Consider the following 14,538-nt stretch of genomic DNA (forward strand, 5'->3'; position numbering starts at 1 on the left):
AGTAAATGTGCCGTTATCTGAATCTGGATGAGAAAACAGTTTAATGTTGCACAAAAGCCAACTTACAAGTTGGCTTTTGGTTTATGCGCAAAAGATATTTATCCTTGATTGATCGAAAACCACGAAGAATTTATGCATCCATTATATAATCAACCTGCTAATCATCTATCTAAGCCAAAAAGAAGCGTAAATTATTTATCAAGTTTAAAAAGAGCAATTTCTATTAATTGCACAGGATCTTTATTCTGCATTGACAAATATTATGAAAAAGTACTTATTAAGTCTGGGTTGGTTGTCACTGACTGCGATGTTGCTAGGACAGTTGAGTTCAGGATTCTGGATCTTTGAGCAGTTATCCCATTTCACTCCGTTTTACACTTTGGTGTTATTAGGATTATGTTTTATTAAGCAAAATAAAATACAACGCTGCATTTTTGCTAGCGTAAGTATATGTGGTTGTTATTTCTGTTTTACCCCATGGCTGCCAAGTTATGCCGGTGATGCATTAACAGCTGCACCTGTTCGTATCTTAAGTTATAACGTATTGTATAAAAATAAGGATATAGCAAGGGAAAGTAGCTGGATTTATAACAGCAAGCATGATGTTATTTTTCTGACCGAGGCTTCCACTGTGTGGGGTAGAATGCTTCAACCTCTGGCTACCACCACTCAGAATTGTGCACATTATAAAGATTCTCCATTTGGTATAGCACTGTACTCACGCTTACCTTTAAAAAGTTGTGAAGTTCTGTACACACCAGACAACCGGAAGTACCCATATATCCGCGCCGAATTACAAAATGGTTTGATTATTTATGGTCTCCACCCACCACCACCGCTAACGACTGATTTGTTACATAAGCGCAATAAACAATTACAAGCTTTAGCTGCATCAATCAGGCAGGAAAAAAACAATGTTGTTGTGTTAGGTGACATGAATATCAGTGCGTTTTCTCCGGTTTTTCAGGAGTTTATACAGGCTGCTGATGTACATTTAACTAGTCCACGCGCACGTCCGACTTGGCTGCCAGGATTATTATCGATCGACCATGCTTTAGTGCGACAAACCAATAAAATAGTGGCAGTGGGCAGTTATTCGTGGCAAGGTTCTGATCATAGAGCTATTTGGATTAGTTATTTACCTTAATAGATCTGCAATTCTGCAGCGTGTGAATGAAATGCACCGTAGCGGTAAATTTTGTCTGTAATGGTGTAGAAACTGGATTCAATAGCAAGATTATGGTTTGAGTTGTTGAGATAAGTAATGATTGATCTTTGCCAATATAATCTGCGTATAATCAATTTTATCTTACAGGTAGGCTAAGTCATTTTTTGTTTTTCGCCGCCTATTATCTTATTTTTACCGGGTTGAAATTGGCAATATCATGAAAAATATACTTTCAATTCAGTCTCATGTGGTTTTTGGTCATGCGGGCAATAGTGCGACTGTATTTCCTATACGCCGTTTGGGTGTCGATGTATGGCCATTAAATACGGTGCAGTTTTCTAATCACACACAATATCGCCAATGGCAAGGTATGGTGATGGCACCATCTCATTTAATCGATATTGTAGAGGGAATAGATCAAATTGGTGAGTTAAAAAATTGTGATGCGGTATTGAGCGGTTATATGGGCTCAGCCGAACAAGGTCATGCGATCGTTGACATAGTCCGCAAAGTTAAGCAGGTGAATCCAGCAGCACTATATTTCTGTGATCCAGTTATGGGGCATCCAGAAAAAGGGTGTATTGTGGCTGATGGCGTGGCCGAGTTTCTATGCAATACCGCCTTGGCTGTCAGTGATATGATCGCGCCAAATTTGTTTGAACTGGAAGAATTAAATGGTCAGCAACGCATACATAATGTAGAAGAGGCCGTTGCTGCCTGCCGTCGTCTGTGCCAAAAAGGGCCGAAAGTAGTGTTAGTTAAACACCTGAGTCGTGCAGGATATCAAACGGATCGATTTGAAATGCTTTTGGTCACCAACAATGAAGCATGGCATATCCATCGACCTTTAGTCGATTTTGGTGAACGCCAACCTGTCGGGGTGGGTGACATGACCAGCGGTATTTTTCTGGCTAATTATTTATTAGGTAAATCGCTAGTGGAAACCTTCGAACATACGACATCAGCAGTTTATGCTGTCATGCTGGAGACTTTAAAGCGTCATCAGTACGAATTACAAATTGTGGCTGCTCAAGATGAAATGGTTCTGCCTAAACAGTGGTTCAAGGCTGAAAAAATCGGTTGATGATCTCAATTTGTGCATAATGGGTGTGATTAATTAACTGCAAACCTGCTGCTCACCTAAAATGGTCAGCAGGTTTTTGCTATGGTCACCCATATCTGATGTATTGTCCAAGCAGTTTATGAATTGGTAAAAAAACTGACTTATTTCCATATCGGTTGTGATCACATTTGCTGATTTTCATGATACGAACGATGACCAAAAATAGCACTACCAATACGCACGTGGGTAGCGCCACAGGCAATCGCCGTATCCATATCGCTGCTCATCCCCATTGACAGCACATCTGCGCTGAATCCAGCCTTATTCAATTGTTGCAGCAATGACTGCATGTGTCTAAATTGTTCTTTGAGTTCCGCCACACTACTATTGGCTTTGGCGACACACATCAGACCACGTAATCTTAGTCTGGTCAGTTGGCTGATTGTCATAGCCAGATCCAGCATCGTATCGGTATCTGCGGCAATACCATGTTTATTATCCTCAGCGGCGATATTGATTTCGATGCAAACATTAAGCGGGGGCAAATGAGCTGGTCTTTGCTCGTGTAATCGCCGAGCAATTTTTTCTCGATCAATGGTATGTACCCAGTGCGCTCTTTCCGCAACAATGCGGCTTTTATTTGACTGAATATGTCCAATCATATGCCAGATAACTGACAGTTCACTGAGTTGGTTGGTTTTGTCGCTAAATTCCTGAATATAGTTTTCGCCAAAATCGCGTTGTCCGGCATGATAGAGCGTAGCAATATCTGATGCGGGAAAAGTTTTGCTAACCGCTATCAATTGCACGGGCTGTGTGGCACCAGTTTGCTGACGGGTTTGCTCTATCTGTTGTAAAACCTGCTGCCATTGTTCGACTAAGTTATGGTGTTTTTGCATAAATAAAGAGTTTTCGTTAATATCCATCACTGATTTTATTGGCATATATCAAAAATTGCACAAACCGCACAAATATTTTCATTTTAAAGATAAGCTAATTTGTTTAAAATAAGACAAATTATTCGTCGCCTACCTAATTAGGCAACCTAACGGAGCTTGTATGCAACTAACCGATTTGCTGACTTTCGGCGTAAAAAATAAAGCATCTGACTTACATTTGAGTGCTGGTCTGCCACCGATGATACGGGTAAATGGTGATGTCCGCCGTATCAATCTGCCTGATCAGACCCCTGAAGAAGTGGGCAAAATGATTTCTTCCATCATGAATGATCATCAGCGTAAAGATTACCAACAAAATCTGGAAGCTGACTTTTCATTTGAATTGCCCAACGTTTCGCGCTTTCGTGTCAATGCTTTTAATACCGAACGCGGTCCAGCTGCGGTGCTGCGTACTATTCCCAATCAGGTTTTAACTCTTGAAGAACTGCAAGCGCCAGCCGTTTTTCAAAAAATTGCTAACTTTCCTCGCGGTTTAGTCTTGGTGACCGGACCTACCGGCTCGGGTAAATCCACGACTCTGGCTGCCATCATTGACTATATCAATACTTATCACGCCGGTCATATTCTAACCATTGAAGATCCGGTTGAGTTTATTCACACAAGTAAAAAATGTTTAGTTAACCAACGTGAATTACATGCTCACACCCATAGCTTTTCCAATGCGTTACGCTCAGCGCTGCGTGAAGACCCGGATGTGATTCTGGTAGGGGAAATGCGTGACCCTGAAACCATTGGTCTGGCATTGACAGCAGCAGAAACAGGTCACTTGGTATTGGGTACCTTACATACTACCGGCGCTGCTCGTACGGTTGACCGTATTGTCGATGTGTTTCCGGCTGGTGAAAAGGAAATGGTACGATCTATGCTATCGGAAAGTCTGCAAGCAGTGATTTCGCAGACATTACTCAAAACCAAAGATGGTCGAGGTCGTGTTGCTGCTCATGAAATCATGCTTAGTACCCCAGCGATTCGTAATTTGATTCGCGAAAACAAAATTGCCCAAATGAATTCCACGTTACAAACTGGGCAAAAATACGGCATGCAAACTTTGGATCAAAGCCTGAAACAATTGGTTCGTGAAGGACGCATCAGCTTAGATGAAGCTCGTGCTAAAGCAGTTCATCCCGATCAAATATAATCGTTTTTTTCCATTTATTCGCTGCCAAATTCAAATTCTCGTTTGCCTGATCAGTTTATATAGTGGGTTAATAGCTAAAAAGACTGATTGGCAAAGAGTGCTAAGGGATAAAGAGGGTCGGCTCTTTACAACAGATTTAAAAAGCTCAAACAAACATATACTCCATGCCGAAGTTCCTGTGAGTGATTACCCATATCCTAATATAATATTAAATTAAAGTTGATCATGACTGAATCACCAAATACTGTAACGCCAAGAAATGACGTAAGCAATAAAGAAACCACCGCAGCAGGGAAAGACAATTTATTTCTACACCCTGTGTTAGAAAAAATGGCTGAAGAAGCAGTGCGCTTAAAAGCGGCAGATATCTTTATCAGCCCTGGGTTTCCGCCAGCGTGGAAAATTGATGGTAAAACCATGCCTGCGCTAACCAAGCCACTCACCGCTGAAGATACCGCCAAAATAGTCATGACCACCATGTCAAAGTCTCAATGGCAAAAATTCAAAACAGAACTGGAATTAAACTATTCCATCGTCGCCAGAAATGGATCACGTTTTCGTGTCAATGCGTACCACGAACAGGGCAGAGTAGGAATGGTGTTGCGTCAAATTACCACCGAAATTCCCACCATTGAGAATATGTTACTACCACCAGTGCTAAATGAATTGGTGATGAAAAAGCGTGGATTAATTATTTTGGCCGGTCCCACAGGAAGCGGTAAATCAACTACCATGGCAGCGATGTTGGATTATCGCAATGCTAATTCTGCAGGTCATATTCTGACCATTGAAGACCCGATCGAATTTGTGCATAAGCCGAAAAAAAGCATCATTACCCATCGTGAAGTCGGTGTGGATACATTGAGTTGGGATAATGCCATGCAAAGTGCCTTACGTGAGGCGCCAGATGTAGTCTGCGTCGGTGAGGTGCGTAGTGATGAAAGCATGGAATATGCTTTAAAATTGGCACAAACTGGTCACTTATGTTTCTTTACCTTGCATGCAAGTAGTGCTGATCAAGCGATTGAACGTATTCTAAACTTCTATCCGGAAGAGCAGCATAAACAAGTACTGATGGATTTGGCCTTAAACTTAGTGTGTATCATAGGTCAACGTTTGGCTGTCAAAAAAGATGGTAAAGGACGACGGGCCGCCATTGATCTCTTGATTAATACCACCACTATTCAGGATTTTATCTACAAAGGCGAGTTGATGGAAATCAAGGATATGATGGCCAAATGTGGCAATGAAGGGATGCAAACATTTGATCAGTGCTTGTTCCAGTTGTATGTTGATGACGTCATCGATTATGAAGAAGCATTGCGACAGTCAGATTCACCCAACGATTTACGCCTGCGTATCAAATTATATGAAGATGGACAAAGAGGTGTTAGCGTGTTCAACAGTGGTCCAGATCTAACATTGGTTTAAACCACTCAATTGATCGCGTTATAATGACCAAGGCAAAGCTTCAGCTTTGCCTTTTACATTGCCTTTACCCTAAACAGATTTCTAAACTCATTGAAGAAAATCGATCCATGAAAGTCATGATCCTTGCTGCCGGTCGTGGTGAACGAATGCGGCCACTCACCGATACTTGCCCGAAACCTTTACTCACCGTCGGTAACTTGCCTTTAATCGGTCATCATCTTAAACGCTTATACTTGGCAGGTTTTCGGGACGTCGTCATTAATCATGCTTGGCTAGGGCATATGATTGAGGCAAAACTGGGTAATGGTCAAGATTATGGAGTGAATATAGCTTATTCTGCTGAAAATTCAGGTGGTTTGGAAACTGCCGGTGGTATCGCAACAGCACTACCATTATTGGGTGACAAGCCCTTTTTAGTTGTCAATGGTGATGTATTGACAGATATCGATTTCAGCAAAGCATTTGCCATTGCGCAGACCATGCAGCAAAGCCAAGATCAAGCATATCTATGGTTAGTGGATAATCCTGCGCATCATCCGCAAGGGGACTTCGGCTTGACTCCCGCCGGTAAAGTTACCGAATCACAGCCTGTACAGTCTTTCACATTCAGTGGCGTAGGCGTGTATCAACCAGCTTTATTTAACCAAATTGCTCCACACACTCGAGCGAAATTAGCCCCTTTATTACGAACTGCGATCGCATCTGGACAGGTAAGAGGTGAGCATCATCAAGGACTATGGCTTGATGTCGGCACAATAGAACGTTTAGAGCAGGCGAATCAAATCATAGAACAACATTTGCTGTAAACACCCTCTACATCATCCGAACTTTACTTTATACTAAAAATACTTTTACTGCTTTTGATCAGCATAATATTAAATCTTGTTTTTTTCATAGTCACATAACATGTCAGTACAGCAACATTCATGCCAGAAAATCCGCATATTAGGGGTCGATCCCGGTAGCCGCATCACCGGGTTTGGCGTGATTGATGTCATCGGCAATCAACACTTCTATGTCGCCTCTGGTTGTATCAAAACCACCCCAGGAGCGCCTCTGGCCGAGCGGATTCGTATTATCGTGCGTAACCTACAAGAAGTGATTACTACCTATCAACCAACGCAAACAGCTGTTGAGCAAGTATTTGTCAATGTTAATCCGGCAGCAACGCTCGTGCTCGGTCAGGCTCGTGGAGCGGCTTTAGCTGCGCTGACACTGGGCGAATTACCAGTATATGAATACACTGCCTTACAAGTGAAACAAGCGGTGGTGGGTAGAGGAAAAGCGGCTAAAGAACAAGTACAACATATGGTGGTGCAAATGTTGTCATTATCTGGTACTCCACAAGCAGATGCTGCAGATGCATTGGCTGTTGCTTTAACCCATGCATTACGTAACTGCAGCTTAGCTTCCAGAATACAACAAGGGCTAACCATTAAATCAGGTCGATTCCGGTGATGAAAATTGCAGAGTATATAAAATAGATAACCATATTTTGTTATAAAAATGAATGCGATAAATCATTAAATTTGTTTCGTTTTTGTATCTGGTGAAATACCAACCCCTATTGATCAGCTTTTAGCTGGATGAGTAAGTGGGTTCAATAGTCGATCGTTTGAATTGATCGACATTTTACCTAGATGAAAAAATAATCTTTATTTCTTGCATTCACTAAATCTATCAAATTAACCAACAAAAATAAAATGATAGCATCAATAATAATAAGTATTTCAGCACTGATGGCAGAGATGAAATAAATATTTCATTGTTCAAAATATTTACTTTTGCCATAATTATGTAAAGATATAACGTAAAGAAAAAGTAAATGAACGAGCTAGAGCGTTCAGCTTGGATTGAACTGGCTTTAACACCATATATTGGGGCAGAAACATTTCTTCGCTTAATAAAACATTTTGGTTCGGCGCAAAATGTCCTAGAGACTCCTTTTAACGAAATAAAACCGCTGGTTCGTGCTCAAGTACAACCATACTGGCGACAGGACATCGCCAAAAAGGCTACTGAGGCAGCATTACAGTGGGAGCAATCTCACGATGATGCCAAGTTATTACTACTGGCTGATGAAGATTTCCCTGGTATGCTCACTGAAGGGTTGACACCGCCGCCACTACTTTTTATTCGTGGTAATACTCAATGTTTGCAGCAACCAGCATTAGCCATAGTCGGTAGTCGCCACGCCACGCCACAGGCGTTAAGGATTGCCAGCGAATTTGCTACAGACTTGGCACAAAAAGGAGTGGTGATCGTATCAGGTATGGCAGATGGCATAGATACAGCTGCGCATCAAGGCGCACTCAAAGGATCTGGCTCTACCATTGCTGTATGGGGTACCGGTATTGATCGGGTTTATCCGGCGCGTAATAAAGAATTAGCGCAACAAATTAGCCATCATGGTTGTTTAATTTCCGAATTTCCTTTGGGCACTCGACCATTAGCAGGAAATTTCCCACGGCGTAACCGCCTAATTGCCGCCTTAAGCCAAGGAACATTAGTGGTTGAAGCAGCTGTCGAATCAGGTTCGCTTATCACCGCACGTTTGGCCGGTGAGATGGGACGCGAAGTGATGGCAATACCCGGATCCATTGACAACCCCTTGAGTAAAGGTTGTCATCTGCTCATTAAACAAGGTGCCAAACTAGTAGAAAATTTCACCGATATTGAACAAGAGTGCACCTTGCTCTTGCAAAAAAATCAAATGCAAGCATATAACCAGCAGCCAACAGTGGAAAAATTCCACAATAGCGATAAAAACTTACATTACCATGGTGAAGAAACATTAACAGAAACCGAGGATGCAAGTAAAGTTTTGAATAAAACGGAACAGATTGTATTAACAGGGTTGGGTTATGGTGTAATGCATCCAGATACACTGGTGACAGCACTTGGCATCCCTGCCGCAGATGTGTATGCTAATCTTATTACGCTGGAACTTGCTGGCTGGATTACCGCCTTGCCTGGCGGTTGTTATCAACGAATTAAATCTTGAAAGGAAAGCAAATGATTGATGTAATTGCCTTTTTAATTGAGCACTTTCAAGATGTTGATGCATTTCCGCCCAGACATGACCTGGGAGTGTTGCTTGAAGAAGTTGGTTTCGATGATGAAGAAATCGGTGATGCCCTATCATGTCTAGACGGATTGCGTTTTGAACCCTTGATTCCCGCAGAAGCATTACGTGCCAGTACTGGAACACGAATTTATAATGCTGAAGAACTGGATTTATTGCCGCTGCCAGTGCGCGCTTTAATGCACTTTTTGGAGCAAAATGGTGCTTTAAATCCTGAGCAGCGGGAATTTGTGCTAAATGCACTGATGAATTTACCTTATGATGATATTACTGTTGATCATGCAAAAGTATTGACATTGTTGGTATTGTGGGCGCATCGATCGGAGTTGCCGGTATTAATAGGCGACGAATTGATGGCAGCGCTTAACGGCGAAGCAGTTATGCAATGAATCATGGCGTAGCTTATCATCTTGCCGAAGCTTTCAGACCGTCTGAAAGCTTTTTACTTAAAAGTCTGATTTGATCAGACAACACAAACCCAACATTTATCACCAATAATTAATAACGAATGTGAGCCTGAACGAATGGCAAAAAACCTGTTGATTGTTGAATCTCCATCCAAAGCCAAAACGCTGAAGAAATATCTTGGTAGCGATTTTGAAATTTTGGCTTCCTATGGTCATATCCGCGATCTGGTTCCCAAAAGCGGGGCTGTCGATCCAGAAAACGACTTTGCTATGAAGTATCAGCTAGTCAGTCGCAATGCCAAACATCTTGATGCGATTGTTGCAGCAGCAAAAGAAGCGGATGCTCTTTATCTGGCTACTGACCCGGATAGAGAAGGCGAAGCCATTTCTTGGCATTTACAGGAAATACTTAAGAGTAAGCGTGGTTTAAAAAATCTGCATCCAAAGCGCGTTGTATTTCATGAAGTGACTAAAAAAGCCGTTTTGGATGCGGTTGCTCATCCGCGCGAGCTATCTCAGACACTGGTTGATGCGCAACAGGCGCGGCGCGCACTGGATTATCTCGTGGGGTTTAATCTTTCTCCCTTGCTGTGGAAAAAAATACGTCGCGGTTTATCTGCCGGTCGCGTTCAAAGCCCAGCTTTGCGTATGATTTGTGAACGCGAGCAGGAAATCCGCGATTTCACCACTCAGGAATATTGGACTATTCATCTGGATAGTCATAAAAACCGTACCAAATTTAAAGCCAAGCTAACCCATTGGCAAGGACAAAAGCTGGAGCAATTTGATATACCAGATCAAGCGCGTCAGGAAGAAATTGTGACAGAGTTGCTTGATCAGCCGGCACATGTTTCTAAAGTGGAAAAGAAAAAACGCAGCCGCAACCCAGCTGCCCCTTTTACCACCTCAACCATGCAACAGGAAGCTGTACGTAAATTAAGCATGACTACCGACCGGACCATGCGTACTGCACAGCAACTATATGAAGGTGTGGATGTGGGACAAGGTGCTGTTGGTTTGATTACCTATATGCGTACTGACTCTGTTAGCTTGTCAGATGATGCTGTCACTGAAATGCGTCATTACATCGAAAATAAAATTGGCAGCGATTATCTGCCTTCTGCGCCTAAAGTTTACAAAACCAAATCCAAAAACGCACAGGAAGCGCATGAAGCCATTCGTCCAACCTCAATTTATCGCACACCAGAAGAGGTCAAACCCTTCCTCAGTGCTGATCAGTTTCGTCTGTACCAAATGATTTGGCAGCGTGCTATCGCCAGCCAAATGGCTCCAGCACGGTTCGATACCACCACCGTTGATATCGTGGTCGGAAAAGGGGTATTCCGCGTAACTGGACAGGTGCAAACCTTTGCTGGCTTTTTGAGTGTTTACGAAGAAGGTGTAGATGATAGCGAAGACGATGAAGATGCTAAAAAATTACCTGAATTATCAGAAGGTGAACAATTGCCGGTAGATAATATTTCCGGAGAACAGCATTTTACCCAGCCACCACCCCGTTATTCTGAAGCAAGTCTGGTTAAGGCATTAGAAGAATACGGTATCGGTAGACCGTCCACCTATGCTAGTATCATTTCTACCCTCAAAGAGAGAGAATACGTTACGCTGGAGCAGAAACGATTTATGCCCACCGATACCGGTGAAGTGGTCAACAAATTTCTTACCGAACACTTCGGTCAATATGTGGATTACAACTTTACCGCTAAGTTAGAAAACCAACTGGATGATATCGCGGGTGGTAAGCGCGAATGGAAGCCAGTGATGCACCAATTCTGGAAGGGTTTTGATAAAGAAATCAAAGCGAAAGAAGATATTCCACGGGCAGAACTGACTGCTGAAAATTTGGATGAAATCTGTCCTAAGTGTGGAGCGCATCAACTTCAGATAAAATTTGGTAAACGTGGTCGCTTTATCGCTTGTAGTGGTTATCCCGATTGCGACTATACACGCAACGTTAATGAAACAGCAGAAGAGGCCGCCAAAGCCGCCGAAGAGCCTACCATCGTTGAAGGGCGCACTTGTCCTAAATGCGAAGGACAACTGGTGTATAAACGTGGCCGTTATGGCAAATTTATTGGTTGTGCTAACTATCCCAAATGTAAATATATCGAACCTTTGGAAAAGCCTAAAGACACCGGTATTGAATGTCCTAAATGCCATAAAGGTCATCTGATCGAACGTAAAAGTCGTTATGGCAAGCTATTTTATAGCTGTAATACCTATCCAGATTGTGATTATGCCGTGTGGAACCCGCCTGTGAATGAACCGTGTCCGCAGTGTCACTGGCCATTAATGACCATTAAAACCACGAAACGTCGCGGTACCGAAAAAGTTTGTCCGCAAAAAGAATGTGGTTATAGCGAACAGATTGAACCACCGGCACCCAAAGAATAGATCTGTAAATCAGAAGCAACAAGTGCATATAGACTTTCGGGATGTCTGAAAGTCTATTTTGTTAAAGTGATTGAGCATGAGCAAAACCCATCAACAACATAACAATCAGGTACGCATTATTGGCGGAATACACCGTGGAAGAAAAATTTCCTTTCCATCAGCCACGGGCTTACGTCCCACCGCCGATAGCGTACGTGAACGACTGTTTAACTGGCTAGGACAAGACCTCACTGGAAAAACAGTGTTAGATTTATTCGCCGGCAGTGGTGCGATGGGGTTTGAGGCTGCATCCAGACATGCTCAGCAGGTTGTCATGGTTGAAATGAATAAACAAGTAGCAAGCGTCCTTAAAACCAACCAGACACATCTACAACTAAGCCAGAGTAAAATCCACTGCACCGATGCATTCAATTTTTTGCACAGCTGTGATCAACTGTTTGACGTGGTTTTTCTTGATCCTCCTTTCGGTTGGCTACATTGGGACCAATTATTAACCCTATTAACTGCGTATATACAACCGCAGGCACGTGTTTATTTGGAAAGTAACGCGTTACCAGCGTTGCCGTCCGGATGGCAAATACTCAAAGAGGGGAAATCAGGTAAAAGCCGTTTTGCATTATTGAGTTATGATCACCTATATTAAGCAAAATTGCATTAGCATGAGTTGGTGAAAATAAAATAGTGCTATAATCCGCGACCACGGATTTTGAGTTCAAATTTAACGATAAAGGAAAACCAATGTCACTCTTGATAACAGATGAGTGCATTAACTGCGATGTGTGTGAACCGGAATGTCCCAACGATGCAATCTACCAAGGGGATGAAATATACGAAATCACCCCTGAACGTTGCACACAATGTGTTGGTCATTACGATGAGCCACAATGTCAGCAAGTTTGTCCAGTTGACTGCATCATTATTGATGAAAGTCATCCGGAAAGCGCAGAAGAGTTGCAGGCTAAGTACGAACGTTTAATCGCAGAAAAAGCATAATTTATTAAAAATAGTCATAGCTGAAACGAGTATTGCTGACCAATTGATCCCTACCTGTTGGTTTCTTCAGCAGCGGAACACCCGAATTGACATTCACTCCCCATAAGTTATAGTGATCTTCTATTGGCAACCAGACTACCTGATATGATTTCTGCAAAATATCCTCGAATTGGTTCACGCAAAAGGTAAATTATTTACCTTTTTATTCTTATTTTGCTCTGGTTAAATCGGCTTTTGCCAAACACATATCTTTTGGGAGTGGGGTTTGTCCCTTCATTCTCATTGCGTACCCTTAGAATGCAACATACTAGAAAGAAAATTTGAGTGGGTTTTTAATGCGGGACTACCCAAGGTATAAATTTTAACCACTTAACTTTTTTCAAACCCATCATTGTCCAAATATAACTATATTGTTTGCATTCATATCGCGCCATAATGTTAATTAAATGGTTTGATCATCATCACCCAATTTTCACTTTTATTATGACTACAACATGCTAAACCTACTTAAGCACATTAGATAGTTATGCGACAAGATTAAAATTAATGATAAAGACAACAATAATGTAGCTGAATTTTGTTGAAAACCAAATGCTTTCATCAAGCTTAAGAACTTCACCATCACCAAAACGGTACCCGTATATCCAAAAGAGAAGCCAGAATAATGATGAAAAGAAAAGCATTAATGACTTTAGGTATCGTTTTATTACTATTTTGTTTTTGGTATTTCCATTTACGTGTATATCGAGAAAATAAATTGATAGATGAAGGCAATGTAATAGTCAAAAAGATAGAAAATTTTAAGAACAAGAATAATAGATTGCCACAATCGCTAGAAGAAATAGGCATGAAGGAGAAAGAGGGAGCAAATGTTCTCGACTATAATATCGATAGGGATGGTATCAATTATAGAATTTCTTTCATCATGTCAATTGATCACTCTAAAATATATTATTCAGATAGTAAAAAATGGGAAGATTATTATAGAGATATGAGAACTGCATCTGATACTTTGGAATAATTTTTTTAAATCCCGCTTTTAACGGATTTTATTGTTTCAAGAGTCTTGATGCAATAAATCCAATAACTTAAGTTTGTCGTAAAGAAGAAAGCGCCTGCATAAATATAATAGCGCTCATTATTTCACTGGTTGCGTCTTTATCAACCTAACATTGACTTGCAAGCGAGTATCTTTGCTTGCATAGATTGATTGTCCCTATGCTGACTGTGTTACGGAAAAGCCACATAACCAATGATCAGAATCCTACAAAATGATGCAGTTAATTTACCAGGAATTGATAACAGCATCGGTGAAAATAAATAAATTAAATATTGCTTATTTATCATAGTGCTATATAATGATGATGCACAATTGTAGGAAAAAAGTAGCCTTTTATTTAAAAAAAAGGTCAAATTAACTTGACGATTGAGCAAATGAACATTATCATGCCGTTCTCTTTTGGAGGGATTCCCGAGCGGCCAAAGGGGGCAGACTGTAAATCTGTTGCGAAAGCTTCGAAGGTTCGAATCCTTCTCCCTCCACCAAATTCCAGTCTTACTTGGATTACTTTTTAAGTAAGTTGCGGGTGTAGCTCAATGGTAGAGCAGAAGCCTTCCAAGCTTACGGTGAGGGTTCGATTCCCTTCACCCGCTCCAAATTGTAGTATAAATAGCCCAATTCGCCCATGTAGCTCAGGGGTAGAGCACTCCCTTGGTAAGGGAGAGGCCGACAGTTCAATTCTGTCCATGGGCACCATTCAGTTGATAAACCTAAATAGTCTTTAGATAGGAAGTAGCCATGGCTAAAGAAAAATTCGAGCGGAGCAAACCGCACGTAAACGTTGGCACCATCGGTCACGTTGACCATGGTAAAACCACATTG

14 protein-coding genes and 3 tRNA genes are annotated in these 14,538 nt (G+C 41.7%); 16 read left to right on the forward strand and 1 reads right to left on the reverse strand.

The annotated features are described in order from the left end of the window. Window positions 1–262 precede the first annotated feature (262 nt). On the forward strand, window positions 263–1,147 hold the full coding sequence (locus J3U68_RS10445; RefSeq protein ID WP_267376769.1) for an endonuclease/exonuclease/phosphatase family protein: 885 nt from the start codon (window positions 263–265) through the stop codon (window positions 1,145–1,147). 238 nt (window positions 1,148–1,385) lie between these two features. Further along, entirely contained in the window at window positions 1,386–2,252 is an 867-nt protein-coding gene (pdxY, locus tag J3U68_RS10450) for a pyridoxal kinase PdxY (protein ID WP_267376772.1), read from the forward strand. A gap of 161 nt (window positions 2,253–2,413) precedes the next feature. Here the strand turns inward: pdxY and J3U68_RS10455 are convergent, their stop codons facing one another. Next, window positions 2,414–3,157, reverse strand: coding sequence for a YggS family pyridoxal phosphate-dependent enzyme (locus tag J3U68_RS10455; protein WP_267376776.1), 744 nt, complete (start codon window positions 3,155–3,157; stop codon window positions 2,414–2,416). A gap of 133 nt (window positions 3,158–3,290) precedes the next feature. Between J3U68_RS10455 and J3U68_RS10460 the strand changes: the two genes are divergently transcribed. The 14 genes from J3U68_RS10460 to J3U68_RS10525 all read left to right on the forward strand — a co-directional run. Then, entirely contained in the window at window positions 3,291–4,328 is a 1,038-nt protein-coding gene (locus tag J3U68_RS10460; protein ID WP_267376778.1) for a type IV pilus twitching motility protein PilT, read from the forward strand. Between the two features lie 225 nt (window positions 4,329–4,553). Further along, window positions 4,554–5,759, forward strand: a complete 1,206-nt coding sequence (locus J3U68_RS10465; protein WP_267376780.1) for a PilT/PilU family type 4a pilus ATPase — start codon at window positions 4,554–4,556, stop codon at window positions 5,757–5,759. A gap of 107 nt (window positions 5,760–5,866) precedes the next feature. Further along, complete coding sequence (gene murU / locus J3U68_RS10470; RefSeq protein ID WP_267376782.1) at window positions 5,867–6,565, forward strand: N-acetylmuramate alpha-1-phosphate uridylyltransferase MurU; 699 nt, start codon at window positions 5,867–5,869, stop codon at window positions 6,563–6,565. 100 nt (window positions 6,566–6,665) lie between these two features. Then, entirely contained in the window at window positions 6,666–7,217 is a 552-nt protein-coding gene (gene ruvC, locus J3U68_RS10475) for a crossover junction endodeoxyribonuclease RuvC (RefSeq protein WP_267376784.1), read from the forward strand. A 367-nt stretch (window positions 7,218–7,584) separates the two neighbouring features. Then, complete coding sequence (gene dprA, locus J3U68_RS10480) at window positions 7,585–8,763, forward strand: DNA-processing protein DprA (protein ID WP_267376786.1); 1,179 nt, start codon at window positions 7,585–7,587, stop codon at window positions 8,761–8,763. 11 nt (window positions 8,764–8,774) lie between these two features. Then, entirely contained in the window at window positions 8,775–9,233 is a 459-nt protein-coding gene (locus J3U68_RS10485; protein WP_267376788.1) for a DUF494 family protein, read from the forward strand. A gap of 135 nt (window positions 9,234–9,368) precedes the next feature. Further along, window positions 9,369–11,663, forward strand: a complete 2,295-nt coding sequence (gene topA / locus J3U68_RS10490) for a type I DNA topoisomerase (protein ID WP_267376790.1) — start codon at window positions 9,369–9,371, stop codon at window positions 11,661–11,663. A 76-nt stretch (window positions 11,664–11,739) separates the two neighbouring features. Next, complete coding sequence (gene rsmD / locus J3U68_RS10495; protein WP_267376826.1) at window positions 11,740–12,306, forward strand: 16S rRNA (guanine(966)-N(2))-methyltransferase RsmD; 567 nt, start codon at window positions 11,740–11,742, stop codon at window positions 12,304–12,306. A 95-nt stretch (window positions 12,307–12,401) separates the two neighbouring features. Further along, window positions 12,402–12,656, forward strand: a complete 255-nt coding sequence (locus J3U68_RS10500) for a YfhL family 4Fe-4S dicluster ferredoxin (RefSeq protein ID WP_267376828.1) — start codon at window positions 12,402–12,404, stop codon at window positions 12,654–12,656. 664 nt (window positions 12,657–13,320) lie between these two features. Next, window positions 13,321–13,677: a hypothetical protein gene (locus J3U68_RS10505; RefSeq protein ID WP_267376830.1), complete on the forward strand. Its 357-nt coding sequence runs from the start codon at window positions 13,321–13,323 to the stop codon at window positions 13,675–13,677. A gap of 440 nt (window positions 13,678–14,117) precedes the next feature. Further along, window positions 14,118–14,201 (forward strand) — tRNA-Tyr (locus tag J3U68_RS10510). A gap of 37 nt (window positions 14,202–14,238) precedes the next feature. Continuing rightward, a tRNA-Gly gene (locus tag J3U68_RS10515) sits at window positions 14,239–14,312 on the forward strand. Between the two features lie 25 nt (window positions 14,313–14,337). Next, a tRNA-Thr gene (locus J3U68_RS10520) sits at window positions 14,338–14,412 on the forward strand. A 42-nt stretch (window positions 14,413–14,454) separates the two neighbouring features. Next, the coding region (locus J3U68_RS10525) for a GTP-binding protein (RefSeq protein WP_002252039.1) at window positions 14,455–14,538 on the forward strand (84 nt) is incomplete at its 3' end.

This window comes from Snodgrassella sp. B3882, from assembly GCF_026535915.1.
Lineage (GTDB): Bacteria > Pseudomonadota > Gammaproteobacteria > Burkholderiales > Neisseriaceae > Snodgrassella.